Origin of the sequence: Kribbella sp. NPDC049174 (assembly GCF_043197365.1) — a bacterium.
In the GTDB taxonomy this organism is placed as follows: domain Bacteria; phylum Actinomycetota; class Actinomycetes; order Propionibacteriales; family Kribbellaceae; genus Kribbella.
Map to the genome: position 1 here is coordinate 62,398 of NZ_JBICSZ010000001.1, position 26,156 is coordinate 88,553.

The window sequence follows — 26,156 nt, forward strand, 5'->3', positions numbered from 1 at the left end:
GTAAGATTCCAATCCGCGGTAATCTTACGTCGTAAGAATCATCCAACCGAGGGAGTTTCGATGCCTGGCCGCCGTACCCCTGGCCACAGCGTGGGGCTGACCCGCGAGGCGGTGCTCCGGGCAGCCCTCGAACTGGCCGACCGGGACGGCCTGAAGGCGCTCTCGATGCGCCGGCTCGGCGCGGAATTGGGCGTCGAGGCGATGACGCTGTACCACCACATCCCGAACAAGGACGCGCTGCTGGACGGCCTGGTCGAACTGCTCGTCGCGCCGATCGCCCCGCCGGCCTTCGAGTCGGGGTCCTGGCAGGACAGCCTGCGTTCGTACGCGCGTGAGCTGCGAACCACCTTGCTCGCGCACCCGAACGTGGTGGCCCTGGTCGCGTCGCGGCCCGCCGTCACCACACAGAACCTGCAAGTCATGGAGGCGGCCCTGGAAGGCATGCGGGCAGCTGGTCTGCGGCCCGCCGACGCGCTGGATGTGCTGTACGCCGTGACCGGCTTCGTCGTCGGGCACGTGGTCACCGCGCCCGCGCCGGCGGACGACCCGGTGGATCACCTGGCAGCACTGGATCCGGCCGTGTTCCCGCTGCTGGCCGAGGCGGTGAGCGCGGCCACTCCGCGGGGTGCCGACGCGCGCTTCGAGTTCGCCCTCGATGCCTTGTTGTCCGGACTCCGGCCTGACCCGCTAGACTGATCACATGCGAGTGAGCCTGCTCCTTAGTTAGCCGTACTGGCATCCAGGCGCTAGAGCGCCGGTCAGTGCGGCGTCCCCTCCTGTGTGAGGGGCTTTTTCATTTCTGGAAGCTGCCTCTGGCAGATTTAGGCTCAACAAACACACGAGCAGGAGTAGGACCGTGAGCGAGCAGGTGGACGACGCCCCTATCGACCGGGGCGGGTACGACTTCGACGCGATGCAGGCCAAGTGGCGGCCGGTGTGGGAGAAGCTGGACCCGTTCAAGACGCGTGACGACGGCTCGGCGGAGCGCCGGTACGCGCTCACGATGTTCTCCTACCCGTCCGGCGACCTGCACATGGGCCACGCCGAGGTGTTCGCGCTGCACGACGTCCTGGCGCGCTACTGGTTCCAGCAGGGGTACGACGTGCTGAACCCGGTGGGCTGGGATTCGTTCGGGCTGCCGGCCGAGAACGCGGCGATCAAGCGCAACGAGCACCCGGCGACGTACACCTACGCCAACATCGAGACCCAGGCGGAGTCGATTCGGCGGTACGGCCTGAGCTTCGACTGGTCGCGCCGGCTGCACACGTCCGACCCGGAGTACTACCGGTGGACGCAGTGGTTGTTCCTGCGGTTCTACGAGCGCGGGCTGGCATACCGCAAGGCGTCGTACGTGAACTGGTGCCCGAACGACCAGACCGTGCTGGCCAACGAGCAGGTGGTGCAGGGCCGGTGCGAGCGGTGCGGGCACGAGGTCACCAAGCGTGAGCTGACCCAGTGGTACTTCAAGACCACTGAGTACGCCCAGCGGCTGCTGGACGACATGGAGCTGCTGCAGTGGCCGGAAGAGATCCTGCTGATGCAGCGCAACTGGATCGGCAGGTCCGAGGGCGCCTTCGCCTCCTTCCAGGTCGAGGGCCGGGACGAGCCGATCCGGGTGTTCACGACCCGCCCGGACACGCTGTTCGGCGCCACCTTCATGGTGGTCGCGCCCGACGCGAAGCTGGCCGCCGAGCTGGTCACGCCCGAGCAGCAGGCCGCCTTCGACGAGTACTTGGCCGCGGTCAAGTCCGAGACCGAGATCGAGCGGCTGAGCACCGAGCGGGAGAAGACGGGTGTCTTCCTGGGCTCGTACGCGATCAACCCGGTGACCGGTGAGCGGATCCCGATCTGGGCGGCCGACTACGTGCTGGCCGACTACGGCACCGGCGCGATCATGGCCGTGCCCGGCCAGGACACCCGGGACTGGGAGTTCGCGGAGAAGTTCGGCCTGCCGATCGTGCGGACCGTGCAGCCGGCGCCCGACTTCGAGGGCAAGGCGTACACCGGTGACGGCCCGGCGATCAACAGCGCGAACGACGAGGTCAGCCTGGACGGGCTGGATGTCGTCGAGGCCAAGGCGCGGATCAGCGACTGGCTGGAGAGCAAGGGCCTGGGCGAGCGGACGATCAACTACCGGCTGCGCGACTGGCTGCTGAGCCGGCAGCGGTACTGGGGTTGCCCGATCCCGATCATCCACTGCCCGTCCTGTGGTGAGGTCCCGGTCCCGGACGACCAGCTGCCGATGGAGCTGCCCGACCTGCGCGGTGCCGACCTGGCGCCGCGGGGTGTCTCGCCGCTGGCGGCCGCCCGCGAGTGGGTCGAGGTCGACTGCCCGAAGTGCGGTGGCAAGGCCGAGCGGGACACCGACACGATGGACACCTTCGTCGACTCGTCCTGGTACTTCCTGCGCTACCTGTCGCCGGACTACACCGAGGGTCCGTTCGACCCGGAGGCGGCCGAGCGCTGGATGCCGGTGTTCCAGTACGTCGGCGGCAAGGAACACGCCGTACTGCATCTCCTGTACGCGCGTTTCTTCGTCAAGGCGCTGCACGACATGGGTCTGCTGACCGCGGTCGAGCCGTTCACCCGGCTGCTGAACCAGGGCCAGGTGATCAACCAGGGCAAGTCGATGAGCAAGTCGCTGGGCAACGGCGTGAACCTGGGCGACCAGATCGACGAGTTCGGCGTCGACGCGGTCCGGCTGACCATGGTGTTCGCCGGTCCGCCCGCGGACGACATCGACTGGGCCGACATGTCGCCGGGAGGTGCGCTGAAGTTCCTGCAGCGCGCCTGGCGGCTGGCGGGATCGGTCGGGGCGCCGGTGGGCTCGGACCCCGCGACCGGTGACGTCGAGCTGCGCAAGATCACCCACCGGACGGTGGCCGACGCGGCCGAGCTGATCGACTCGATGCGGTTCAACGTGATGGTCGCCCGGATCATGGAGCTGGTGAACGCGACCCGGAAGGCGGTCGACGCCGGCCCGGGTGCGGCCGATCCGGCCGTCCGCGAGGCGGCCGAGACGGTGGCGATCCTGCTGAGCCTGGTCGCGCCGTACACGGCCGAGGACATGTGGGAGACGCTGGGCCACGAGCCGACTGTCGCCAAGGCCGGCTGGCCGAAGGTCGACCCGGCACTGCTGGTCCAGGACACGGTCACCTGCGTGGTTCAGATCGCCGGCAAGGTGAAGGACCGGCTGGAGGTATCCCCGGACATCAGCGACGTCGACCTGGAGCAGCTGGCGCTGGCGTCCGACGCGGTTCAGAAGGCTCTGGACGGCCGCGGTGTCCGCAAGGTCATCGTCCGCGCGCCCAAACTGGTCAACATCGTCCCGGCCTGAGGTCGACGTCTGGTAATCCCCGCCTCCTGCGCGGCGGCGCGGGATTGTCAGACACGGACTAGTCTGCTCAGATGCGTTCTGAGCTGATCGATATCGCGACCGGCGGTACCGAGGTCGTTTTCGACCTGACGAGCAGGTGCGAGCAGTTCGTCGCCCGTGAGGCCCACCAGGCCCAGGGTGACGGACTGCTGCACGTGTTCGTGCCACACGCGACGGCCGGGATCGCGATCCTGGAGACCGGTGCGGGTAGCGACACCGATCTGCTGGCGGTGCTCGAGCAGTTGCTGCCGCGCGACTTCGGCTGGGATCACAAGCACGGCAGCCCGGGCCACGGTCGCGACCACGTGCTGCCCGCGTTGGTGCCTCCCTTTGCCAGCGTCCCGGTGCTGGACGGGCGGATGATGCTCGGCACCTGGCAGTCCATCTGCCTGGTCGACACCAACGTCGACAATCCACGCCGGCAGGTCCGGCTTTCCTGGCTGCCCGGTTAATGGACCACCGGGTAACAAGGCGTTCCGGAATTCTTGTGACTTATCGTGATGTTGCGGGTTGCGTTACGCATGCGAAACACGACTCCGCTTGAATTGCCGGCATGGCAGCGCTTGAAACCCTTCGGGCCCAGTGGGTGGGGCTTGGCACCGAACTCCTGATCCGCGCCACGCGTGGTATTTGTGACGGGAGCCTGCTGAACGCCGACACCGGCCGGGCCGACACCAGCGCCCGACTCGACGACTGGACCGGGGTCCTTTCCCTTTACACCGGTGAAAATGAACAACCCTCGGTTCGCGCAACCGCTTGAAATAGCTGTTGGGCGTTTTTCTGCACCTTCAGTAATTGCATCCTGCACCAAACTCGTTGCCTTCATCAACCGTCTGGTGTGACCCGCGCCGCATCCCGCTCACCGGGCGTCCCCGGCACGGACGCCCCTGTCACGCTATGTTGTGACGGGAACGTGAGGCTCAAGAGGGGTGACGGGCTTTGTCGGACACGGATGGCCGGGCTGAGGGACGGCGGGGTTTCGCCGATCTCTTGCTCGACTTGAGGGTTCAGGCAGGGCTCTCGCAGGAGGAGCTGGCCGACCGCGCCGGGCTCAGCGTGCGCACCATCCGTGAGCTGGAGGCCGGCCGGGTGGCGCGGCCCCGCAAGGACTCCGTCCGGCTGCTCGGCTCTGCACTCGGTCTGCAGGACGGCGACGCCGGACGCTTCCTCGCCGCGGCCGGGCACGGCACAGTGCGGCCGGTCATCGCAGTTGCCGACCCCGCGCCGACCGGACTGCGCTGGCGCGGCACCAGGCCCATTCCCGACGGTCTCGTCGGTCGTGAGCAGGAGTTGCTGGAGCTAGAGACGCTGCTGCGGCAGAACCGGCTCGTCACGCTCGTCGGCCCGGGTGGTGTCGGCAAGACCGAGCTCGCCCTCGCCGCGGCCGACCGGTTCTCCGGTGCCGACACGACCGTCGTGGTCGTCGACCTCACGACCGTCCAGCGGGATGCCGCCGTACCGTCGGCCATTCTGGACGCCTTCGGCACAGCACCCGGTACGTCGGACCTGGACGATGTACTGTCCGGCCGCCAGCCGGGGGACCTGGTCATCGTCGAGGACAACGCCGAGCACGTGCTCGATGGGGTCGCGACGGTGGCGAACCGGATGGTCCGCAGCTTCCCGGGCGTCGGCGTACTGGTGACGTCGCGGATCCCGCTCGGCCTGCCCGACGAGGTGGTCCGGCGGGTGGCGGTGCTCGGCGTACCGGCGAACGACAAAGACTTCGAAGAGATCGCGGCCAGCCCGGCGGTGGAGATGTTCTGCCGGCGCGTCGCTCGAGTTCGACCCGACTTCCAGCTGACTGAGGACAACGCTCCGACCGTCGCACGCCTGTGCCGCCGGCTGGACGGGCTGCCGCTGGCGCTCGAGTTGGCGGCCGCGCGGGCTGGGTCGCTGTCGGTCGAGACGATACTGGCCGCGTTGGACGACCGGTTCCGCCTGCTGTCGGGGCCGAGGCGGTTCGGAGCGCCGCACCAGCGGACGCTGGCTGACACGATCGCGTGGAGTGTGGACGCGCTGTCGGACGCCGCTCGGCAGTTGCTGTACCGGACGTCGGTGCTCGGGTCGCCGTTCACGCTGGACGCGGTGGCGGGGGTGTGTACGGGCGATCCGATCGACGCGGCCGACGTACCGATGCTGCTGGCCGAGCTGGTGGACAAGTCGCTGCTGCAGCCGGTGACCGAGTTCGAGCAGTTGTACGGCGCTCGCTACAAGCTGCTGGAGACGATCCGGGAGCACGCGTACGCAGGTCTGTCGTCGCAGGCTGACGACCTGATCGAGTTCCGGGATCGAGCGGTCGTGTGGTGTTCGACGTACGTCGACGGACTCGGTGGCGCCTGGTCCTCGCCCGACCGTGACCGGCGCTATCGGGCCGCGCATGCGAACTCCGCGCTCTTCGAGGTGGCGCTGGAACGTGCGGCCGAGCTGGAGCAGTGGGACGTGGCTGCGCGGATCGTGCTCGGGTTCCGGATCGCGTGGCAGTACCAGGCGAGCGTGGCCGAGAGTGGCATCCGCTGGGCGACCCTGTGCGCCGAGAATGTCGCGGACAAGGAAGTGAGCGGCAGGCTGCTGGCCATTGCCGGCCGGCTGTCCAGTCTGACCGGCGACGTACGTGGCGCCCGGCGGTACTACGGTGAGGCGCGTCAGCTCATCCCTGGCGAGACAGAGATGGGTCTGGTCGCCCGAGGCGGGTGGGTGTCGTCCGGCTCGCACCTGCTCGACACACAGAGCCTGGCCGAGATCCCGGGACTCGTGGAGGACGCACGCAAACACGGCGACGTGCAGCGGTCCGCGACCGTCCAAGCCAGCTGCGCCCTCGCGCTGCTGCGCTGGGGGCGCCTGCCTGAGGCGAAGGAGTTGCTGCTCGCCTGGGAGGCCGCACTGGTCAACCCGGGCGTCTACCCGGACGAGATCGCCTACATGGCCCTCAGCCGGGTGGAGCTCGAGTTGGGCAACCTGGCCGAGGCGCGGCGCTGGGCGAAGCTCGCGCGCGACAGCCAGGCCTCCGACGACCCGGAGCGTACGAAGGTGGCCGGCTGCCTCGCGATGGTCGAGTACCACGAGGGCCGGTACGAGGAGGCGCGGGCGCTACTCGACGACGCGGACGCCGACATCCGGGGGCACCGGGGGTATTTCGACTACCTGGTCATGCTCTATCGCTCCCGACTGGCCCGCGACGCCGATGACGTGGAGCAAGCCCGGTTGTGCATCCGGGACGCGGTCAACCGGCTCCTGGTCGAGGGCCGGGTCGTGTACCTGCTCGAAGTACTGCCTGAGGCCGTGGCCGTGCTGCACGCGCTGGGGAAGTCTGCGGCCGGCGATGCCTTGTGCGGTCAGTTGCTGGCGTGGCAGCAGACCATGGACCCGCCGATGCTGCCTACCGCGTGGGCGATCCTGCAGGAGTCCTGCGAGAGCGCTGCGGTCGCCGACGGCTGGCCCGAGCCCGACCCCGCGGCCGCGGTGCTGCGGCTGGCGAACGACGTACTCACCGCTCTTTCATGACGCCCATTCACTGAAGCTGCCGGGTAACTGCCGGTACTTCTGCCTCGTCCTGACATGCCTGCCGGCCGAAGAATTACAGCCGTAGGACAGGTTCCACGAAGCAGAGTCCGAAGCCGGGCACAGGCAGAGAAATGGGCGGTGAACCGTGATGAGGCCATGGTGCTGCGCTGGACTGCCGACCAGCTTGGGGGAGGCGACGCGGAGGGCATCCGGCGGCCGGACGGTGGGGGCGCCGATCGGCTGTCGAGAGCTCCGGGGTGCTGTCTCGTGTGGATCTGTCCTGCCTGAACCGGGTGCCGTGCGCCGTCAGGGCACCACACCCGGGGCGGGGTCCCAGCACTGGACCGGGCACACGACACAGGGGACGAGTGCCGGTCCGGCTGACACGGGGAAGCCGGCGGGTTTGGTCACCCGCCGGCGGGTCAGCCGCTGGGGCCTCCCGGGACCTCGACGAGCTCGCGGTCAGGCCGGTCTTTCGCGGAACCGGCACGGGGAGTAGCTCGGCGAGGACTGAACTCGGCTGACAACAGGGGGAGTCAGCACGGCGTCGGCGTACAGGGGAGGTCGACGCAGCGGTGAAGTGCTGACGCACAGGGGACGTCAGCGCAGTGAGGTGAAGAGCTGACTCACAGGCGAAGTCAGCAGAGCGAGGTGAAGGCCCCGGAGGGGTGGCCTTCACCTCGCTGCCTTTGTGGGCTACTTCTTCCGCTTCTTCTCCACCCCTGCCGCCAGCAAGGTGGCCTTGTCGCCGTACCCGACCATCCAGGTCGGCTGGAGCCGGCAGTACACGATGTCGGGACCCCAGCTCGACGGCGAGTCTCCGTAGTGCTTCACCATGTACTCCTCGATCTCCGCGAAATCCGCGTGCTCCGGCGTCAGGAACTCCACCTGCCCGTGGGCGAACACGCCGATCCGCTCCGCGTCGACGTACGCGGCGCTGGCCGCCGGTCGGACGCTGAGATGCCGCGCCTTCGCGGCCGAGCCTGCCGTCGTGAACACCCACCGAGCGTGGAGGAAGTGCCCGTCGACCGCACTGATCCGTGGCTCGCCACGCGCGGTGACGGTCGCCAGGTTGAGGACGCGCATGCCGGTCAGGATCCGCACCATGGCGTCGGCATCCAGCTGGTTGGGACCCCTGATGATGCTGCGCAGATGCTCCGTCGCCCGTGGATACACGGCATCCAGGAGCTGCTGCAGTTTGGCGACTTCCGCTGCTGTCTCCCTCATCTTCTGGAGTCTGACACCGCGCGCCGACAAAAACTGTCCGGTAACCTCACTGCATGTCAGCCCGCGTGCACGTCGTCACCGACTCCACGGCCGGTCTGTCCACGCACGAGGTGCTCCGCCTCCCGCTGACCGTCGTACCGGTGCAGGTCGTCATCGGCGGCACGTCGTACGACGACGGCGCCACCTCGGCCGACGCGGTCGCGGAGGCGCTCAAGACCTTCACGCCGGTGTCCACCAGTCGCCCGGCGCCACAGACCTTCGCGGAGGCGTACGCCGCCTGTGCCGCGGCCGGAGCCGAGTCGGTCGTGTCCATCCACCTCTCCGGCGACATGTCGGGGACGGTCGAGGCCGCCATGATCGGCGCGAAGGAGTCGCCGATCCCGGTCCGGGTGATCGACTCCCGCTCCATCGCGATGGGACTCGGGTTCCCGGTCCTGGCCGCTGCCGCGTGCGCCGCGGCGGGGGAGGACCAGGCCGCCGTCGAGGCCGCGGCGCGGGTCCGGATGGCGTCGATCTCGGCGTACTTCTACGTCGACACCCTCGAGTACCTCCGCCGCGGCGGCCGCATCGGAGCCGCCCAAGCCCTCCTCGGTACGGCGCTCGCCGTCAAACCTCTGCTGACGATCAGCAGCGGCCGGATCGTCCCGCTGGAAAAGGTCCGCACCTCGAGCCGCGCCATCGCCCGCCTCGCCGACATAGCCGTCCAACGAGCCGGCGACGGCCCCGTCCAGGTCGCCGTCCACCACCTGGCCAACCTCGAAAAGGCCCACACCCTCGCCGACGGCCTCGCCGAACGCCTCCCCCAAGCCGACGAAATAGTCCTCCGAGAAGTAGGCGCCGTCATCGGCGCCCACGTAGGCCCGGGCCTCCTCGCCGTAGTAATAGCTCCCCGCTAACCCGCACCCGGCGCCGTCCAGCCCGGCATTGCGCCCCCGCCTCGCCCAGTCCCGCGCCTCCCGCCTCGCGACCCTGTGCTGCGCCCTGCCCCTGCCTGCGCCCACCCCTCCACCCACTCCGCGGCGCCTCGCGCCTACCTTCCCGGCGATTTCCACAGGTCTGAATTCGACGTCCCAGCACGTCGGCAGACTCGTACTTTCTCTGGCGTGAAGGTCTTCCGCCGTGCCGCCGCCCCCGACCCGGGAGCGCGCGAGCGTGCGCTGGCGCGTCTCACCGCCCACGCACGTCGGCACGACGAAGCCGATAGAGAACTGGAGGAGCGTGATGAGGAGGTGCGAGGTGGATGGATCCCCGAAGCCGTCCGGCCCGAGCGACTACGTGGTGCCCGCTGGACCCTGTCACCACGCCACGTCGTGGTCCTGGCCGCCGTACTGTCCATCGGTCTGGCCTGGGCCGCCTGGTCAGTGTTCCGCGCCCGCCCCGAAACCCTCCCCGACGCACGCCCACCCACCACCCTCACCTCCGGCGCCCCCGTCACCCAACCGTGCCCCAACGGCCAGCCCTGCCCCGGCGCCCAGCCATCTACAGGCCCTCAACCATCTGGAGCCGTCCAGCCTTCACCCGGCGCCCAGCCAACACCCGGCGTCCAGCCGTCACCCGGCGCGCCCGGTCAGGCAGCGGCCACCGTCGTCGTCCACGTCGCCGGCAAGGTACGCCGCCCTGGCCTGGTCCGCGCGCCCACCGGCTCCCGCGTCGCCGACGTACTCACCCTCGCCGGCGGCCCGCTCCCCGGCGTCGACCTCACCACCCTCAACCTCGCCCGCGAGGTCACCGACGGCGAACAGATCCTCGTCGGCCAACCCACCCCACCCGGCCCCGCCTCCACCGCACCAGGCACCACCCCCAACCCATCCGCCGCACCACCTGGCACACCCGTCAACCTCAACACCGCCACCCTCGACCAACTCGACACCCTCCCCGGCGTCGGCCCCGTCCTGGCCCAACGAATCCTCGACTACCGCACCCAGAACGGCCCCTTCACCACCATCGACCAACTCCAGGAGGTCCCCGGCGTAGGCCCCAAGAAGTTCGACTCCCTCAAACCCCATGTCCGCCTCTAACCCCACCGACCCCACCGAGCCCGAGGAGACGGGGGAGGAGGCTGAGGAGGCGGGCGAGCCGCTTGACGTGCGGTTGCTGGTCCCGGCCGCAGCAGGTTGGCTGGCGGCGGTTCTGCTAATCGCCCACCGACCGCTCGTCGGTGTGCTCACCTCAGCCATCGCCGTCACCCTTGCCCTCATCCTCGTATTCGTCCTCGTCCGCGCGCTGCCTCTGCTGCACCACGTGCACCGCGATCACCCGTCACGACCGCTGCGCCGCTCCCGCAACGAGCCCCCGACGACTGGCGGCACCGTTCGAACGCAGGTCGGCTGGGCTGCGGTGGGGGTGCTGGTTGTAGTCGCGGGGATGGGGCTGGCAGCCGGGCTGCAAGTCGAGGGGTTGCGGGCCGGGCCGGTAACAGGGCTGGCGGCGGAGAGCGCATCGGTCGGCGTGAGGCTGAAGGTCGACGGTGATCCATCCGTACGGCGAAGTCCCGGCAGCCGACGCCCGCCGTACGTGGTGGTGAAAGCAACCATCGAGGAGGTGCGAGCACGAGGGAGCGTGACCCGAGTGCGTACGCCGGTCTTCGTGATCGGGTCGACCCAATGGCAGCACGTCCGGTTCGGGCAGCGGGTCGACGCGAACGGTCGGCTCGAGGCAGTCGAGCGCGGATCGGACGTCGCTGCGATGCTCTCGATCCGCTCAGCTCCTCGGATCGTGGACCAACCACCCTGGTGGCTGCGCGCCGCCGAGAAGGTCCGCGCCGGTCTCCGCGAGTCCGTCGCCGGCCAGCCGGACGACGTACGCGGCCTCGTTCCCGCGCTCGTGATGGGCGACGAGTCCGGCCTGCCCGCCGACCTCACCGAGGACTTCCAGACAACCGGCCTGACCCACCTCTCGGCGGTCTCCGGCACCAACCTGACCTTGCTACTGGCGTTCGTGCTCCCGTTCGCCCGGCTGATCGGCGTACGTGCGCGTGGTCTGACCGCGATCGGCCTGATGACGGTCGTCGTCTTCGTGATCCTGGCCAGACCTCAACCCAGCGTCCTCCGCGCGGCCGCGATGGGCCTGATCGCGTTGGCGGCAATGACAAGCGGTGGAGGGCGTCGTCGCGCCGTGCGGAGCCTGTCGTTCGCGGTGATCGGCTTACTGCTCCTGGACACGTCGCTCGCGAGGTCGGCCGGGTTCGCGTTGTCCGTGCTGGCGACCGCGGGCATCGTGCTGCTGGGCCCGGGCTGGCGGGATGCGCTCGCCAGGTGGATGCCGGTGTGGCTGGCCGACGCGATCTCGTGTCCGTTGGCCGCGCAACTCGCGTGTACGCCGGTCGTCGCCTGGTTGTCCGGAGAGGTGTCGTTGGTTGCCGTCGGCGCCAATCTGCTGGCAGGTCCGGCCGTCGGTCCGGCGACCATCCTCGGATTCACCGCGGCCGGTGTCGCGCTGCTGAGCTCGGAGGCGGCCCACCTCGTCGGCTGGGCAGCGGGGTGGCCGGCTCGCTGGATCATCCTCATCGCCCGCGAAGGCGCAGATCTCCCCGGTGCCGCGAACGCCTGGCCGGCGACCGCGGTGGGAGTCGCCGTACTGACCTTGCTGTGCATCGCGCTCGTCTTCGGCCTGCACCGCATCCTGGCTCGCCCGATCGCCATGGTGCTAGCGGTGGTCCTGCTGGCGGTCGTCGTACTGCGTCCGGTCGGTTCGATCGGTTGGCCGCCCGACGACTGGCTCTTCGTGATGTGTGACGTGGGGCAAGGAGACGGCCTGGTACTGCGGGCAGGCGACAAGGCGGCTGTGGTCGTCGACACCGGTCCCGATCCGGCCGCGATGGATCGGTGCCTGCGTGACCTCGGGGTCGAGTACATCCCGGTCCTGGTGCTGAGTCATTTCCACGCGGATCATGCCGGCGGGTTGGCCGGCGTACTGAAGGATCGGCGGGTCGACGAGATCGAGGTAACGCCGTACTTCTCGCCGCCCGCGGAGTACGACCGGGTCGTCGACCTCGCGTCGCATCACGGCATCAGTCTGCGCACGGTGACCTACCAGGAGAAGCGCGTCGTTGGGTCGCTCAGTTGGACCACGCTGTGGCCGGCCCGCGTCCCGGCGCTGCCGCCGCCCGGAACCGCAGCGACCTCCACCGACGAGGGTTCGCCGGAGAACAACGCGAGCATCACCATGATGGTCGAGGTCTCCGGCCTCCGGATCCTCCTGACCGGCGATCTCGAACCCGAGTCCCAACGCGCGATCCTCGCCACGGGTGCCGACCTCCGCGCGGACGTACTCAAGGTCCCTCACCACGGCTCCGCCCAACAGGACCCTGCCTTCATCGCCGCCACCGACGCCCGCCTCGCCCTCATCTCCGCCGGCCGAGACAACGACTACGGACACCCAGCCCCAAGAACCCTCGACCTCCTGTCCCACCAATCCACCCGGACCGCCACCACCCTCACCAACGGCTCCCTGACCATCACCAACCCGAACAACCATCTGACCCTCACCACCAACCAGCAAGCCCTCTCACGCTGAAGCGTTGGTGAAGGTGACGGCCTTGGCCGGGACTGTGTTCTCGGGCTGGTCGCCGAGCGCCCAGGCGGCCACTCGGGAGACGACGTGGGCCGGCACGACGTCGCTGACGTCCGGGACTGCGGGGACGTCGTAGGTGGCGTGGGCGTCGTGGGGGAGGGCGACTCGGTACCCGCGGGCGAGGGCTGTGCGTGCGGTTGCCTGCACACACATCTCCGACATCAGCCCGCAGATGGCAACCGCTCGCACACCTGCGCCGACGAGGACCTCGCCGAGAGGGGTGCCGTCGAAGCCGTCGTCTTTGGGCTTGCGGATCACGTGCTCACTCGGCCCAGACTTGACCGGCAGGTACAGCTCCCAGCCGGGAGTGTTCGGCTCGTCGTCCGCGCCGGGTGCCCCGTCGTTCTGCAGGTGTACGACGAGCGCCCCGGCCTGCCGTGCGCGGTCCAGGAGATCGTTCACCCGCTCGAGCAGGCGAGCCGCGTCGGGCACCGGGTTCGCACCCGAAACGAAAGCGGTCTGGACGTCGACGACGATGAGCGCCTCGACGGGAGATGCAGCTGTGGTCATGCGGCCATCCTCCCGGCTCGTCCCGCCGCCCTCCAACGCATTTGCGGGCCGGTTCGTGGCGGGGCAGCGGTTGGGTGGCGTGGCCACCTGCGAGTTGGCGACCTGCGAGTTGGTCACGGTGGTTTGTGGGGTTGTCGGTGGGGTGTGGGAGGCTGGCGGCGTGGCTGCTCGTAGGGGTTCTGCGCCGAAGTTGGGCGATGTGCTGCTGGTGACCGGGGCTGAGGCGTTTCTGGCGGATCGGGCTGTTCGGTCGGCGATCGCGGCGGTGTCGAAGGGTGGCGCTGAGGTCGAGGCGACTGAGGTCGACGCGGTCACGCTGGATGTCGGGGTGTTCGCGGAGCTGACCGGGCCGTCGTTGTTCGCGAGTGAGCGGGTGCTGGTGCTGCGGTCGCTGGAGAACTTGCCGGCCGAGATGGCCCCGCACTTGATCGATTACGCCGGCGCGCCCTCGGACGACGTACTGGTTGTGCTGGTGCACTCCGGCGGGCAGAAGGGCAAGGCCGTCCTCGACAAGTTGCGGAAGGCATCGGTCAACGAGGTGGTCGCGACCGCGCCGAAGACGTGGGAGTTGCCGCAGTTCGTGGCCGGGGAGATCCGGCTGCACGGCGGGACCGTGGACGAGCGGGCGGCGTCGGCGCTGGTCGATGCGGTCGGGCATGATCTGCGGGCGCTGGCGGGTGCGTGTTCGCAGCTGGTGTCGGACTCGGGCGGCCAGGCGGTCACGGCGGAGCTGATCGGGCAGTACTTCGGGGGTCGCGCGGAGGTGACGAGTTTCGCGGTCGCGGACGCGGCGATCGCGGGGCGGACGGAGCCGGCGCTCGAGCAGTTGCGTTGGGCGCTGGACTGTGGGGTCGCACCGGTGCTCGTTACGAGTGCGATGGCGGGTGGGTTGCGCGGACTCGCGAAGTTCTCCAGCGCGCCCGGCGGTCTGCGCGAGGCCGATCTGGCTCGCGAGGTCGGCGTACCGCCGTGGAAGCTGAAGCAGCTCAAGCAGCAGGCTCGCGGCTGGACGCCCGGCGGCCTGGCGACCGCGATCAAGGCGGTAGCCCAAGCCGACGCCGACGTGAAGGGCGCCTCCGGTGACGCCGGCTACGCGCTCGAGCGCATGGTCATCACCGTCAGCCGTTCCCACGGCCGCCGCTAGCCTCATCCCGCACGCAAGCCTCTTCCCGCACGCACGCAAGAACCCAGCTGGACACGTCGGGCCAGCTGGGTTCTGGGTACGCAAAAACGATCGGCCTGTCCCGGGGGTCGGCCGATCGTTTGGCGGTGCTTAGAGGGAGGCGGCCTTCTTGAAGATGGACGACTTCCGGTTGGCGGCCTGGTTGGCGTGGATGACGCCCTTGCTGGCGGCCTTGTCGAGCAGGCGGGCGGCCACGCGGGCCTGCTCCTGCGCCTTCGCGGAGTCGCCGGCGTCGGCGGCCTCGCGGAAGCGGCGAACTGCCGTCTTGAGGGTCGACTTCACCGACTTGTTGCGAAGTCGCGCAGCCTCGTTCTGGCGGTTGCGCTTGATCTGGGACTTGATGTTCGCCACGGAGCAGAGCCTCGATCAGGTGTGTGCGGTCAATACAGGAAAGGTGTCGCGCGCACGGCTGAGCATCACCCGTGGGTGCGCGAAGAGCCAGATTACCAACAAGCCCCACCCATCACCAAACCGAGACCGCTCAGCCAGGCCGCAACCCAGCCCGCCCAGGTTAGCCCGCGCCACCAGCGGCTTCGGCAGCGGACTTCAGCCGCTGCAGCGTCGTGTGGATGCCCTCCACGTTGCGTGCGGTCCGGTCACCGAAGAAGGGCCGGAAGAGCAGCCGGAACACCGCCGGCCGGCGATCGGTCCAGGACTCGGTGACCTCGCAGCCCGCCTCCGCGCCGGCAAACGCGCCCGTGAAGTCGTAGGACCAGTCCGAGACCGGGATGGGCCCGAAATGGATCGAGAAGCTGAACCGCTGCCCCGGTACGGCGTCCACCACACGGCCGAACGTGAACCACCGGACGGCGCCCACCCGGTTGTGCCCGACGAACCGAGCTCCCACAGCCGGCCCCGGCGTACGGGACGACCAGGTGACCCGGGTGCACTCAGGGCTCCACTCACCCATCCGCGGCAGGTCGCTGACCAGGTCGTACACCGCCGACGCCGGCGCGGACACGGTGATGGACTCGCTCAGGTCGGGCATCGGGTTTTCCCTTGCAGTCAGCTGACACGGGCTGTGCTGAGCGTGACATCGGTGCCTGCCACAGGCATACTCGGGCCCGCGTGACGCTGATCACCGCAGGGGGTGTGGTGCGTGCGGTCGTCACGGGTCCAGCAGCGAGACCAAGCTCCACCATCGCGCCGTCCAAAGCCCTGGAGGAACTCAGTGCCCCGCCGTACCCCGATCATCGTGGCCGCCGCGCTCGTCGCGTCGCTGGCCGGAGTCCCGTTCGCGGCGCGCGCCGCCGACGCGCTACAGGCCGAGGAAACACCCGCAGCGGCAGACCCGCAGGTCAAGGAGTCGTCGACCGGGTCCTATATCGTCCAGCTCGACGACGCCCCGGTGGCCGAGTACGGCGGCGGCATCGCCGGCCTGCCGTCCACCCGCGTCGCACCCGGGGGGAAGCTGGTCAAGACCGCCGGTCAGGTCGTCGGCTACGTCCAGCACCTCGCCCGGGAGCGCCAGGAGGTCCTGGCCAAGGTCCCTGACGCAAAGAAGCTGTACGACTACAGCTACACGTACGCCGGCTTCTCCGCGCAGATGTCGTACGACGAAGCCGTCAAGCTGGCCAAGTCGTCCGGTGTGAAGAGCGTCGAGCCGAGCGAAATGCAGCACCAGGACACCGTGGACACCCCGCGGTTCCTCGGGCTGTCCGGTAAGGGCGGCGCCTGGCAGCAGGCCGGTGGCATCGACAAGGCCGGCGACGGCGTCATCATCGGCGTACTGGACTCCGGCTATGTCCCGGAGCGGGCCAGCTTCGCGCCGATCAAGACGACCAAGACGTCGGACGCGATCATCGCGAAGAAGTGGAAGGGCACCTGCCAGACCGGCGAGGAGGCGCCCGTTGCCTGCAACAACAAGGTGATCGGCGCCCGGTACTTCGACAAGGGCATCGGCACCCGCCCGATCCCGGAGGAGTTCAAGTCGCCGCGTGACTTCGGCGGCCACGGGACCCACACGGCCAGCACGGCCGGCGGCAACTACGGCGTCGAGATGAGCGTCATGGGCCGCGACTACGGCAAGGGCTCCGGGATCGCCCCGCACGCCCGGCTGGCCATCTACAAGGTGCTGTGGGCGGTCGACCAGACCGGCGGCGGCAGCGGGACCGACGCGGACATCGTGGCCGGTATCGACGCCGCGGTCGCGGACGGTGTCGACGTACTGAACTACTCGATCTCCGGCTCCGGTTCGACCTTCGTGAACGCCACCGGCCTCGCCTTCCTGCGCGCTGCCCGGGCCGGCGTGTTCGTCGCCACCAGCGCCGGCAACACCGGCCCGGGGGTCAGCACGGTCGGCAAGAACTACCCGTGGGTGACGACGGTTGCCAACGGCACCCATGACCGCGACATCCAGACCACGGTGACGCTGGGCGACGGCAAGTCCTACACCGGCGCGGGGATCGGCTCCGGCCTCCCGAGCACCCCGGTCGTGCTGGCCAAGGACGCCGGCCTCCCGAACGCGAACCCGGCCAACCTGCTCCTGTGCATGCCGGACACCCTCGACCCGGCCAAGGTGACCGGGAAGATCGTCGTCTGCGACCGTGGCGGCAACGCCCGCGTCGACAAGAGCCTGCAGGTCAAGAACGCCGGCGGCGTCGGCATGATCCTGGTCAACATCACCGCGGGCACGCTGGACGCGGACCTTCACTCGGTACCGAGCGTGCACCTCGACCACGTCGCCGCGCCCGAGATCAAGGCGTACGTCGGCGGCACCGCCAACCCGACCGCCACGATCAGCGCCGGTACTCCGGTTCGCGTGACCGCACCGAAGGTCGCCAGCTCGTCCAGCCGCGGCCCGTCCCTGGCCGGCAACGGCGACCTGCTCAAGCCGGACGTGATGGCGCCGGGCACGAACGTCCTGGCGGCGACGACCGCGTTCAGCGCGGCCGGCGGCCAGTACGCGTTCATGAGCGGTACGTCGATGGCCTCGCCGCACATCGCCGGCGCCGCGGCCGTGCTGAAGAGCAAGTACCCGACCTGGTCCCCGATGGCGATCAAGTCGGCCCTGCTCACCACCGGCACCGACAAGGACACCAGCGGCAAGCCGATCCAGAACGACTCCGGTTCGCCGGCCAACCCGTTCGGATACGGCGCAGGCCTGGTCCAGCCTAAGAACGCGATGGACCCGGGCCTCGTCTACGACTCGTCGTACGAGGACTGGACCAAGTTCGTGTGTGGCTCCGGTCAGGTGCCTGCCACGCACGAGCTGTGCGCGAACGGCACGATCGACCCGAGCGACCTGAACTACCCGACGATCGCGATCGGCGACCTGGCCGGTAAGCAGACCATCACTCGCACGGTCCGGAACGTCGGCAAGCTGCCGGAGGTCTACTTCCCGAAGGTGGAGGGGCTGAAGGGCTTCAAGGTGACGGTGTCGCCGAAGATACTGGTCACGCTGCCGGGCCGTACGGCGACGTACAAGGTCACCGTCGAGAACACCGGTGCGCCGCTCGAGCAGTACACGTTCGGCAAGCTGACCTGGAAGTCGACCGAGCACTCGGTGACCAGCACGGTCGCGATCAAGCCGCTGACGGTCAAGGCCCCGGTGCAGGTCAACGGGACCGGGACGGCGGGGTCGGTGCAGGTGCCGATCACGGCCGGGTACACCGGCACGCTCAACACCAGTGCGGTCGGTCTGACCGCCGCAACGGTGGCTGAGGCCGCACTGAAGAACCCGGGTGGCGTGTCGTTCCCGACCACGAACCCGGCGGCCAACGACCACGTCGCCAAGTTCACCGTGAATGTCCCGGCCGGCGTGAAGCACGCCCGGTTCTCGACATTCGACGCGGACTACCCGGCGGGCACCGACCTCGACGTCTTCGTCTACCGGACGGGTACGACGGCTCTGCTCGGCAGCAGTGCCGGTGGGTCGGCCGAGGAAGAGGTCAACCTCGCGGCACCGGCCGGAGGCTCGTACGACGTGTACGTCGACCTGTTTGCGGGAGCCAACGAGCAGCAGGTGAAGCTCAACCACTGGGAGCTGCTCAACACGGAGGGCAACCTGACCGTCACTCCGGCGAGTCAGCCCGTCCAGGCAGCCGCCCAGACCACGGTCACAGCGTCCTGGACCGGCCTGACCGCCGGCACCCGGTACCTGGGCCGCCTGCAGTACACCGACGGTGGAGTCGGCTCCGGCTCGACCATCGTCCGCGTGGACAGCTAGGACCTGTTGGGAGCAGAACGCAGCGGCAGCCAGTCTCGGCTGCCGCTGCGTCTGTTTCCGGCGTGATCAGGGACGAACCGCGGCCAGTGATTCGTTGGCCTTGGCGGTCAGGATCGCCTTGCACTCGCCGGTTGTGACGCTGCAGCGGAACATCTTTTGCTCCAGCGGCTTCACGCCCCTGGTGTCGGCGACCACGATCACGGTCGCCGGATCTTCGAACACCGCGCTGTTCCAGGTCCAGCCACCGAACTTGGCCGGGATCCCGAGCTTGGTGGCCTTGCCGGTGGCGATGTGGACTGCGACCCGGGTGCTGAGGACCATCGTCCTTCCGTCCGGTGACAGTGCCACGTACACCGCGGCCTGGTTCGTTCCGGCCGTCTTGAAGCAGTACTCGCGCTTCAATTCGAGTCCCTTCGCGCCGAGGGTGCCAGCCTTGGCGCAGTAGCCGTCGGTGCCCTTGGCGCTCAACTGCGCGACCACGTCGCTGCTCCGAACCACTTGCAGATCACCCGCGGGGCCGAGCTCTCCGACCGGCCGCGGCTGGTCCGCTCCGGGCTGCCAGACCGACACCGGTCGGGAATCGACCAGCTCCGGCATCAGCCAGATGCCGTCCTTGTTCCAGCCGATCAGTTTGATGTTCGGCATCGGGATGTCGAGTTTGGCCGTTTCCTTGCCGTCCTCGACGTTCACCACGACTACTCGGCTGTCCTTGGCCGCGTACGGCGCGACCGCGACGGCCAGTTGGCGTCCGTCGGGGGAGATGACGGGATAGATGCCGCCGGTCGGTCCGAGTGGTGTGACCTTGCCCTCCGGGTCGACGATCGCGGCCTGGGACTTCGTCGGGTCGGGGTAGCCGGTCATGACCAGCCATCCGCCGCCCAGCCGAGCCAGCACCTCGCCCTTGACGCCCGGGTTGCCGACCTTCTGCTTGCCGTCCTGGATGACGGCCCACCAGGTGTCCAGCGGGTTGTCCGGGTTGTTGTTGACGGTGACGGCGTACGGGATCCGCGGAGCGCCGGTGGAGACCGGGCCGGTCGGCAGTGCGGCCGGAGAACCGGCCGCTGTGGGCTCCTTGTCGGCGAGGCGGGTGAGGAACGGTACGGCCAGGACCAGGACCGCGCCGATGGTGGCGGCGGCCAGGACGATAGGGACCCAGCCACGCTTGCCGGTGACGTCCTGTTGCAGGCCCGGACCCTGGGCCGCGTCCGGGACCGTGCCGGCCGTGGTCTGCAGGTACTCGCGCAGGCGGTTCTCGGTGTCGTTCATCGGACTTCCTTCAGCTTCGTGGTCAGGGCCGTCAGGCCGCGAGACGCGGTCGCCCGCGCGGTGGATTCGCTGATCCCGAGGGTCTCGGCGATCTCGGCGAACGGGAGGTCGAGGTAGTAGCGCAGTACCAGGACGGAGCGGGTCCGGATGGGCAAGGCACGCAGTGCCTGCCGCACCTGCAGGCGGTCCTCGCCGAGTACGGCCGAGCTCTCGGCGGACGCGTTCGGCATCTCGGGTTGTGGGGTGTAGAGGCGGGCGACCTTGCGGCGGCGCAGGACCGAGCGGCTGCGGTTGAGGACGGCTGTGCGGAGATACCCCAGCGCCTTGCCGGAGTCCCGCAGCGGCCAGTGCCGGTACAGGTCGGCGTACGCCTCCTGTACGACGTCCTCCGCCGCTTGCCGGTCGTCCATCACCAGCACGGCCAGGCGAACCAGCCCGACCCAGTGCTGGTGGTAGAGCGCCGACACGGCTGTCCGCGCGTCGTCCTGCGCCAGCGCCCGGTGCGGGTCACTGATGCTCACCATTGGATTCGTCACACCCCCAGAGACGCGCATCCCCGCAGAACGCTGCGTCCGGAGGCTAAATCAGTCCGGAGGCCAAATGAGTCCGAGGGCTAACCCAGCCGTTCGCGCACCCAGTCGAGGTGGATGAGGGCGTGCTCGCGCTGCCAGGCGCGGATCGTCGGCAGGCCAGGTGGCGCCGGCTGAGCCGCGCCCCACCACAGGCCGCCCGCGATGGCGGCCAGGAAGCCGGTGATGGCGGCATCGTCCGGCAGATCGGGCAGTGTCACAGACTCGCGCATGTCGGCCTGCAGGATGACGGTGTCGGCCCAGCTCGGCGCGAGCGCCGGGTGCGCCCAGTCGATGAAGACCACGCGGTCGTCGGTCAGGATGATGTTGTCGGCCCGCAGATCCCAGTGTGCGAGCGCCTTGCCCTCGGCGAGCTCCCGCAGTCCGGTCCGGGCGAGCTCTGCCAGCTCCTCCTCGCGCCCAGCCGCCCAGTCAGGTACGGCGAGACCGTCAGCGATCACGTTGTCCCACCGGCTCAGGAACTCGACGCTCCGCACAGCGGCGACCGGCGCGTCCGGCCACGGTGAGGGGTCGAGGGCAGCGGTCAACTCGGCGACCGCGTCCAGGACGCGATCGGCATCACGCTGTTCCCAGGGGTGGGCCGGCAGCGTGCCCTCGATGTCCTCGAACAGCAGTCCGACCCAGTCGCCGTCGTCGTACACGTCGTACAGCGTCGGGGCGGACGGCAGCGGGCCGATCGCCTGGACCGCGGTGATCTCCTGGCGGAACAACTCCGGTGTCTTGGGGTTGAGCGACGTACCGACCGCCTTGACGAAGGCGCGGCGGCCGGAGGCAGTGACCAGTCGGGCGGCCACGCCGGGGGAGAAGCCGCCCTGCTGGGTGCTGGCGGAGACCACCACCGATCCCAGCGCGCGTTCCCCCCACGCCCGCACGGCAGCGGGCACCTCCTCGAAGGGCAACCGGACCCCAGCAGCGTGCGCCATGCGTCCCAACCGTAGGTCCCGGGAGCCGTCGCCGCCTGGGATTTTCGAATCCGCTGGCTCCGCATGGGATGATTGACCGGTTGACCAGCAAGAACCTGCAAGATCGAGACGAACTGGATCCCCTCCGTGCCCGTAGGCCCCACGACCGTGCCGCAGCCGGGTCGTACCGACCCGTCGCTGATCCGGAACTTCTGCATCATCGCCCACATCGACCACGGCAAGTCGACGCTGGCGGACCGGATGCTGCAGATCACCGGGGTGGTCGACGACCGCTCGATGCGGGCGCAGTACCTGGACCGGATGGACATCGAGCGGGAACGCGGCATCACGATCAAGTCGCAGGCGGTCCGGCTGCCGTTCGCGCCGAAGCCGGACACCCCCGGCGGCCTGCTCGCCCCGGACGGTACGACGTACATCCTGAACATGATCGACACGCCCGGCCACGTCGACTTCACCTACGAGGTGTCGCGGTCGCTGGAGGCGTGTGAGGGTGCGGTGCTGCTGGTCGACGCGGCGCAGGGGATCGAGGCCCAGACGCTGGCGAACCTCTATCTCGCGCTGAACGCGGACCTGCACATCATCCCGGTACTGAACAAGATCGACCTGCCCAGCGCCCAGCCGGAGAAGTACGCGGCCGAGCTCGCCCACATCATCGGCTGCAGCCCGTCCGACGTCCTCAAGGTGTCGGCGAAGACCGGTGAGGGCGTCGAGGAGCTGCTGAGCGAGATCGTCGCCCAGGTCGACCCACCGAAGGGCGTCAAGGACGCGCCGCCGCGGGCGCTGATCTTCGACTCGGTCTACGACACCTACCGCGGCGTGGTCACCTATGTCCGGGTGGTCGACGGCGAGCTGACCCACCGGGACCGGATCAAGATGATGTCGACCGGCGCCGTGCACGAGATGCTCGAGGTCGGCGTCATCTCCCCGGAGCCGATGAAGTCGCCGAGTATCGGCGTCGGCGAGGTCGGCTACCTGATCACCGGCGTGAAGGACGTCCGCCAGTCCCGGGTCGGTGACACCGTCACCTCGGCCGTGCACGGCGCGACCGAGGCGCTCGGCGGCTACAAGCACCCGCAGCCGATGGTGTACTCCGGCCTGTTCCCGATCGACGGCGACGACTACCCGACGCTGCGGGACGCGCTCGAGCGGCTACAGCTGAACGACGCGGCCCTGCAGTACGAGCCGGAGACCTCGGGTGCGCTCGGGTTCGGGTTCCGCTGCGGCTTCCTCGGTCTGCTGCACATGGAGATCGTCCGCGAGCGGCTCGAGCGCGAGTTCGACCTGGACCTGATCTCGACCGCGCCGAACGTGGTCTACCGGGTCGAGATGGAGGACGGCAAGGAGCACGTCGTCACCAACCCGAGCGAGTTCCCGGAAGGCAAGATCGCCGACATCTACGAGCCGGTGGTGAAGGCGACGATCCTCAGCCCGAAGGACTTCATCGGCGTCATCATGGAGCTGTGCCAGACCAAGCGGGGCAACCTGCAGGGGATGGAGTACCTGTCCGAGGACCGGGTCGAGCTCCGGTACACGCTGCCGCTGGCCGAGATCGTCTTCGACTTCTTCGACCAGCTGAAGTCCAAGACCAAGGGCTACGCGTCGCTGGACTACGAGCCGACCGGTGAGCAGGCCTCGGCGCTGGTCAAGGTCGACATCCTGCTCCAGGGCGAGACCGTCGACGCGTTCTCAGCGATCGTGCACCGCGACAACGCCTACTCGTACGGCGTCGCGCTGGCCGGCAAGCTGAAGGAACTGATCCCGAGGCAGCAGTTCGAGGTGCCGATCCAGGCCGCGATCGGGTCCCGGATCATCGCCCGCGAGTCGATCCGGGCGATCCGCAAGGACGTGCTGGCCAAGTGCTACGGCGGTGACATCACCCGCAAGCGCAAGCTGCTGGAGAAGCAGAAGGAAGGCAAGAAGCGGATGAAGATGGTCGGCCGGGTCGAGGTCCCGCAGGAGGCCTTCATCGCCGCGCTGCGGACGTCGGAGTCCGGGGAGAAGGCCAAGAAGTAGTGCCGGTCGAGATCCCTGCGGACTTCTTGCTGGTCGCGTCGCGGGGTCAGGACTGGGCCGACTGGCTGGACCGGTTGCCGCGGCTGACCCGCGAACTGCTCGACGAGTGGGATCTCCGGGTCGACGGTACGACGTCGTACGGGAACTGCGCGCTCGTCGTACCGGTGATGACGGCCGACGGGCAGCAAGCCGTGCTCAAGGTGCAGTTCCCGCACTGGGAGGCCGAGACCGAGCACCTCGCCCTCCGGGACTGGGCCGGGAACGGCGCGGTGCAGCTGCTACGCGCGGATCCGCGCCGGTTCGCCTTATTGCTCGAGCGGTTGGAGGCACGCGACCTGACCACGATCGACGCGATCGAGGCCTGTGAGCTCGTTGGTGCGACCTACAAACGACTGCATGTCCCGGCCGGTCCGCAGTACCGGACGCTCTCCGGCGAGCTGAAGCGGTGGATCGAACGGTTCCGCCAGCTGCCCGCGTCGGCACCGGTGCCGCATCGGTACGTCGAACAGGCGATCGCGCTGGCCGAGGACTTCAGCACCGACCCGGCCTGCGACGGCAAGCTGGTCCACACCGACTTGCACTACTTCAACATGCTGGCCGGCGTTCGCGAGCCCTGGTTGGTGATCGACCCCAAGCCGCTGTCCGGCGACCCGCACTACGAGGTTGCGCCGCTGATCTGGAACCGCTGGGACGAGGTCGTTGCCGCCGGCGACCTTCGGTTCGCGGTCCGGCAGCGGTTCTACGCCGCGATCGACGCGGCCGAGCTTGACGAGGACCGCGCCCGCGACTGGGTGATCGTCCGGCAGATGCTCAACGTCCTGTGGACGCTGGAGGACGCCGGCTCCGACGAATCGCTCCCGCAGGATTGGCTCACCCGCAACATCGCCATCGTGAAGGCCATCCAGGATTAAACCGGTGGCTGTCACCCGAGTCGGCGAGGGAAGATGCCGATATGCGGCTGTTGACGGTCAACGTGGTGGAGAAGCTGATCCCGGGTCCCAAAGAGACCGGGCTGACCGCGATCGACAAGCGTCCGCAGGTAGGCCGGGTCCACGTCGGCGAGCTCGGTCTCGTCGGCGACCGGGTCTGCGACACCAAGAACCACGGCGGTCCCGACCTGGCGGTCTACGCGTACGCCGAGGAGGACGCGGACTGGTGGGCCGCGGAGCTCGGTCGCGACATCCCAACCGGGTTGTTCGGGGAGAACCTGCGCACCGAAGGGCTCGACATCACCGGTGCGCTGCTCGGGGAGGTCTGGCGGATCGGCGACGAGGTCGAGGTGATGGTCCGGGCACCGCGGATCCCGTGCATCACGTTCGCGCACCACATGCAGGAGCCGCACTGGGTCAAGCGGTTCCACCAGGCCGGTCGTCCCGGCGCGTACCTGAAGGTGCTGCGGACCGGATCCATCGGCGCGGGCGACCCGGTCGAGGTGCTGAGCCGGCCGGATCACGAGGTCACCATCGGGCACATGTTCGGTGCTCAGGACCCGGCGAAGATGCAGCGGATGCTGGATTCGGGTGTCGACCTGATGGATGAGCTCCGCGCCATCGCGCACCGCGTCGTGGCCCGCGCATGAGGGGCCTGCTCCCCGCATCTGGCCCACTTCGACCCCTAGCCCTCGCCACTCTGCTGAGTCGCGTCGGCAACGGGTTGTTGATGACGGTCAGCGTGTTGTACTTCAACCGGATCGTCGGATTGTCGATCGCTCAGATCGGTCTCGGGCTCACCATCGCCGGACTCTTGGGGCTGTTGTCGGCCGTCCCGATGGGTCACCTGGCCGACCGCCGCGGTCCGCGCACGCTGTTCGTCGTACTGAGTCTGATGCTCTGCGGACTGTCGCTGCTCTACCTGCTCGTGGAGACCTTCTGGCAGTTCCTGGTCGTCTCCGTCGTGCTCACCGTGATCGACCGAGGCGCCGGCGCCGTCCGGGCCGCGCTGATCGCCGCGATCACCCAAGGCGCCGACCGGGTCGCGGCCCGCGCCTACCTGCGGGCAGTCACCAACATCGGCATCATGGCCGGCGCCGGAATCGGTGCGTTCGCCCTCCATTTCGACACGAGTACGGCGTACCGCTCCATGTTCGTCCTGGACGCGGCCCTGAGTATCGTCGCGGCCTTCGTCGTCCTGGCCGTCCCTCGGGTCGCGCCGCTGCCGAAGAGCGACGACGGACCGGTCTGGGTCGCCCTGCGCGACCGTGGGTACCTCGCGGTGGCCGCACTCAACGCCGGGATGTCGATCCACTACGCCGTCCTCGACGTCGCGATCCCGCTCTGGGTGGTCGACCACACCGACGCACCCCGGTGGACGGTCGCGCTGCTGCTGATCATCAACACCGCGGTCGTCGCGCTCTTCCAGGTCCGGTCGTCGCGAGGTATCGCCGACCCGACGACCGCGGCCCGGGCGACCCGGACCGCCGGGTTGTTGCTGATGGCATCGATGGTGCTGTTCGCCGGCGCGTCCTGGGGTAACGCCGCGATCGCGATCGGCCTGCTTGCGGTCGGTGCGCTGGTGCAGGTGCTCGGTGAGCTGCTGCAGTCGTCCGGCTCGTTCCTGCTCGGCTTCGACCTCGCCGCCGACCACGCTCAGGGCCAGTACCAAGGCGTCTGGAACACCAGCATGTCCATCAGCACGATGGTCGCCCCGACCGTCCTGGCCCTCCTCCCACTCGGCCTCGGCGTACCGGGCTGGATCATCCTCGGTGGCTGGTTCGCCCTGATCGGCATGCTGTTCGTGCCTGTTGTGCGGTGGGCTGCGGCGCGGCGCGAGGAGGGTAGCCAGATTCAAACAGTCGGTGCATAATCGGCACTCATTGCTTGGGGGGCAC

21 protein-coding genes are annotated in these 26,156 nt (G+C 69.0%); 14 read left to right on the forward strand and 7 right to left on the reverse strand.

The annotated features are described in order from the left end of the window. Positions 1-60: 60 nt before the first annotated feature. From ACGFIF_RS00310 to ACGFIF_RS00330, 5 genes are all read left to right on the forward strand, one after another. Positions 61-696: a TetR/AcrR family transcriptional regulator C-terminal domain-containing protein gene (locus ACGFIF_RS00310; RefSeq protein ID WP_393149747.1), complete on the forward strand. Its 636-nt coding sequence runs from the start codon at positions 61-63 to the stop codon at positions 694-696. A 160-nt stretch (positions 697-856) separates the two neighbouring features. Next, the gene (leuS, locus tag ACGFIF_RS00315) at positions 857-3,337 is read left to right on the forward strand and encodes a leucine--tRNA ligase (RefSeq protein WP_393149749.1); all 2,481 of its coding nucleotides are present in this window, start codon (positions 857-859) and stop codon (positions 3,335-3,337) included. Positions 3,338-3,408: 71 nt separating this feature from the next. Further along, on the forward strand, positions 3,409-3,828 hold the full coding sequence (locus ACGFIF_RS00320; RefSeq protein ID WP_393149751.1) for a YjbQ family protein: 420 nt from the start codon (positions 3,409-3,411) through the stop codon (positions 3,826-3,828). 101 nt (positions 3,829-3,929) lie between these two features. Next, positions 3,930-4,136, forward strand: coding sequence for a hypothetical protein (locus ACGFIF_RS00325; protein ID WP_393149753.1), 207 nt, complete (start codon positions 3,930-3,932; stop codon positions 4,134-4,136). A gap of 179 nt (positions 4,137-4,315) precedes the next feature. Continuing rightward, entirely contained in the window at positions 4,316-6,877 is a 2,562-nt protein-coding gene (locus ACGFIF_RS00330; RefSeq protein ID WP_393149755.1) for an ATP-binding protein, read from the forward strand. Between the two features lie 696 nt (positions 6,878-7,573). Here ACGFIF_RS00330 and ACGFIF_RS00335 read toward each other — a convergent pair. Beyond that, a complete protein-coding gene (locus ACGFIF_RS00335) occupies positions 7,574-8,104 on the reverse strand; it encodes a pyridoxamine 5'-phosphate oxidase family protein (RefSeq protein ID WP_393149757.1) in 531 nt (176 codons plus the stop codon). A gap of 53 nt (positions 8,105-8,157) precedes the next feature. On the opposite strand from ACGFIF_RS00335, the gene ACGFIF_RS00340 reads away from it, so the two are divergent. From ACGFIF_RS00340 to ACGFIF_RS00350, 3 genes are all read left to right on the forward strand, one after another. Further along, positions 8,158-9,000, forward strand: coding sequence for a DegV family protein (locus ACGFIF_RS00340; protein WP_393149759.1), 843 nt, complete (start codon positions 8,158-8,160; stop codon positions 8,998-9,000). Between the two features lie 207 nt (positions 9,001-9,207). Continuing rightward, positions 9,208-10,122, forward strand: a complete 915-nt coding sequence (locus ACGFIF_RS00345) for a helix-hairpin-helix domain-containing protein (RefSeq protein WP_393149761.1) — start codon at positions 9,208-9,210, stop codon at positions 10,120-10,122. Then, on the forward strand, positions 10,109-12,619 hold the full coding sequence (locus ACGFIF_RS00350) for a ComEC/Rec2 family competence protein (RefSeq protein ID WP_393149763.1): 2,511 nt from the start codon (positions 10,109-10,111) through the stop codon (positions 12,617-12,619). The genes ACGFIF_RS00345 and ACGFIF_RS00350 overlap by 14 nt, the downstream gene beginning before the upstream one ends. On the opposite strand, the gene ACGFIF_RS00355 is transcribed toward ACGFIF_RS00350, so the two are convergent. Continuing rightward, positions 12,611-13,186 carry an isochorismatase family protein gene (locus tag ACGFIF_RS00355; protein WP_393149765.1) on the reverse strand — a complete coding sequence of 192 codons (576 nt, stop codon included), beginning with the start codon at positions 13,184-13,186 and terminating at the stop codon, positions 12,611-12,613. The two genes, ACGFIF_RS00350 and ACGFIF_RS00355, sit on opposite strands and share 9 nt — an antisense overlap. A 160-nt stretch (positions 13,187-13,346) precedes the next feature. Between ACGFIF_RS00355 and holA the strand changes: the two genes are divergently transcribed. Beyond that, on the forward strand, positions 13,347-14,330 hold the full coding sequence (holA, locus tag ACGFIF_RS00360) for a DNA polymerase III subunit delta (RefSeq protein WP_393149767.1): 984 nt from the start codon (positions 13,347-13,349) through the stop codon (positions 14,328-14,330). Positions 14,331-14,459: 129 nt separating this feature from the next. On the opposite strand, the gene rpsT is transcribed toward holA, so the two are convergent. Together rpsT and ACGFIF_RS00370 are read right to left on the reverse strand one after the other, a co-directional pair. After that, positions 14,460-14,720: a 30S ribosomal protein S20 gene (gene rpsT, locus ACGFIF_RS00365; protein WP_012920011.1), complete on the reverse strand. Its 261-nt coding sequence runs from the start codon at positions 14,718-14,720 to the stop codon at positions 14,460-14,462. A 160-nt stretch (positions 14,721-14,880) separates the two neighbouring features. Beyond that, entirely contained in the window at positions 14,881-15,357 is a 477-nt protein-coding gene (locus ACGFIF_RS00370; protein ID WP_393149770.1) for an SRPBCC family protein, read from the reverse strand. A 183-nt stretch (positions 15,358-15,540) separates the two neighbouring features. On the opposite strand from ACGFIF_RS00370, the gene ACGFIF_RS00375 reads away from it, so the two are divergent. Then, positions 15,541-18,537: a S8 family serine peptidase gene (locus ACGFIF_RS00375; protein WP_393149772.1), complete on the forward strand. Its 2,997-nt coding sequence runs from the start codon at positions 15,541-15,543 to the stop codon at positions 18,535-18,537. A gap of 66 nt (positions 18,538-18,603) precedes the next feature. Here ACGFIF_RS00375 and ACGFIF_RS00380 read toward each other — a convergent pair whose 3' ends face one another. The 3 genes from ACGFIF_RS00380 to ACGFIF_RS00390 all read right to left on the reverse strand — a co-directional run bounded on the left by ACGFIF_RS00380 (position 18,604) and on the right by ACGFIF_RS00390 (position 21,316). Next, complete coding sequence (locus ACGFIF_RS00380) at positions 18,604-19,803, reverse strand: hypothetical protein (RefSeq protein ID WP_393149774.1); 1,200 nt, start codon at positions 19,801-19,803, stop codon at positions 18,604-18,606. Next, positions 19,800-20,327, reverse strand: a complete 528-nt coding sequence (locus tag ACGFIF_RS00385) for a SigE family RNA polymerase sigma factor (RefSeq protein WP_393149776.1) — start codon at positions 20,325-20,327, stop codon at positions 19,800-19,802. Before ACGFIF_RS00385 ends, ACGFIF_RS00380 begins: the two co-directional genes overlap by 4 nt. A gap of 89 nt (positions 20,328-20,416) precedes the next feature. After that, positions 20,417-21,316 (reverse strand): aminoglycoside phosphotransferase family protein, encoded by a 900-nt coding sequence (locus ACGFIF_RS00390; RefSeq protein WP_393149778.1) that lies wholly within the window; start codon positions 21,314-21,316, stop codon positions 20,417-20,419. A 126-nt stretch (positions 21,317-21,442) separates the two neighbouring features. Between ACGFIF_RS00390 and lepA the strand changes: the two genes are divergently transcribed. The 4 genes from lepA to ACGFIF_RS00410 are packed head-to-tail and all read left to right on the forward strand — an operon-like array spanning position 21,443 to position 26,131. Next, positions 21,443-23,329 (forward strand): translation elongation factor 4, encoded by a 1,887-nt coding sequence (lepA, locus tag ACGFIF_RS00395; RefSeq protein ID WP_393149780.1) that lies wholly within the window; start codon positions 21,443-21,445, stop codon positions 23,327-23,329. After that, positions 23,329-24,240, forward strand: a complete 912-nt coding sequence (locus ACGFIF_RS00400; protein ID WP_393149782.1) for an aminoglycoside phosphotransferase family protein — start codon at positions 23,329-23,331, stop codon at positions 24,238-24,240. The genes lepA and ACGFIF_RS00400 overlap by 1 nt, the downstream gene beginning before the upstream one ends. Positions 24,241-24,281: 41 nt before the next feature. Continuing rightward, a complete protein-coding gene (locus ACGFIF_RS00405; RefSeq protein ID WP_393149784.1) occupies positions 24,282-24,908 on the forward strand; it encodes an MOSC domain-containing protein in 627 nt (208 codons plus the stop codon). Next, entirely contained in the window at positions 24,905-26,131 is a 1,227-nt protein-coding gene (locus ACGFIF_RS00410; protein ID WP_393149786.1) for an MFS transporter, read from the forward strand. The genes ACGFIF_RS00405 and ACGFIF_RS00410 overlap by 4 nt, the downstream gene beginning before the upstream one ends. The last annotated feature ends 25 nt before the right edge of the window (positions 26,132-26,156 follow it).

Bases quoted from the DNA above. Each gene is read 5' to 3' on its own strand.
- ACGFIF_RS00370 (WP_393149770.1), bottom strand. From the start codon at position 15,357: ATGCCCGACCTGAGCGAGTCCATCACCGTGTCCGCGCCGGCGTCGGCG.
- ACGFIF_RS00410 (WP_393149786.1), top strand. From the start codon at position 24,905: ATGAGGGGCCTGCTCCCCGCATCTGGCCCACTTCGACCCCTAGCCCTC.
- ACGFIF_RS00340 (WP_393149759.1), top strand. From the start codon at position 8,158: ATGTCAGCCCGCGTGCACGTCGTCACCGACTCCACGGCCGGTCTGTCC.
- ACGFIF_RS00325 (WP_393149753.1), top strand. From the start codon at position 3,930: ATGGCAGCGCTTGAAACCCTTCGGGCCCAGTGGGTGGGGCTTGGCACC.
- ACGFIF_RS00380 (WP_393149774.1), bottom strand. From the start codon at position 19,803: ATGAACGACACCGAGAACCGCCTGCGCGAGTACCTGCAGACCACGGCC.
- ACGFIF_RS00355 (WP_393149765.1), bottom strand. From the start codon at position 13,186: ATGACCACAGCTGCATCTCCCGTCGAGGCGCTCATCGTCGTCGACGTC.
- ACGFIF_RS00310 (WP_393149747.1), top strand. From the start codon at position 61: ATGCCTGGCCGCCGTACCCCTGGCCACAGCGTGGGGCTGACCCGCGAG.
- ACGFIF_RS00405 (WP_393149784.1), top strand. From the start codon at position 24,282: ATGCGGCTGTTGACGGTCAACGTGGTGGAGAAGCTGATCCCGGGTCCC.
- ACGFIF_RS00390 (WP_393149778.1), bottom strand. From the start codon at position 21,316: ATGGCGCACGCTGCTGGGGTCCGGTTGCCCTTCGAGGAGGTGCCCGCT.
- ACGFIF_RS00320 (WP_393149751.1), top strand. From the start codon at position 3,409: ATGCGTTCTGAGCTGATCGATATCGCGACCGGCGGTACCGAGGTCGTT.
- ACGFIF_RS00385 (WP_393149776.1), bottom strand. From the start codon at position 20,327: ATGGTGAGCATCAGTGACCCGCACCGGGCGCTGGCGCAGGACGACGCG.
- ACGFIF_RS00335 (WP_393149757.1), bottom strand. From the start codon at position 8,104: ATGAGGGAGACAGCAGCGGAAGTCGCCAAACTGCAGCAGCTCCTGGAT.
- ACGFIF_RS00350 (WP_393149763.1), top strand. From the start codon at position 10,109: ATGTCCGCCTCTAACCCCACCGACCCCACCGAGCCCGAGGAGACGGGG.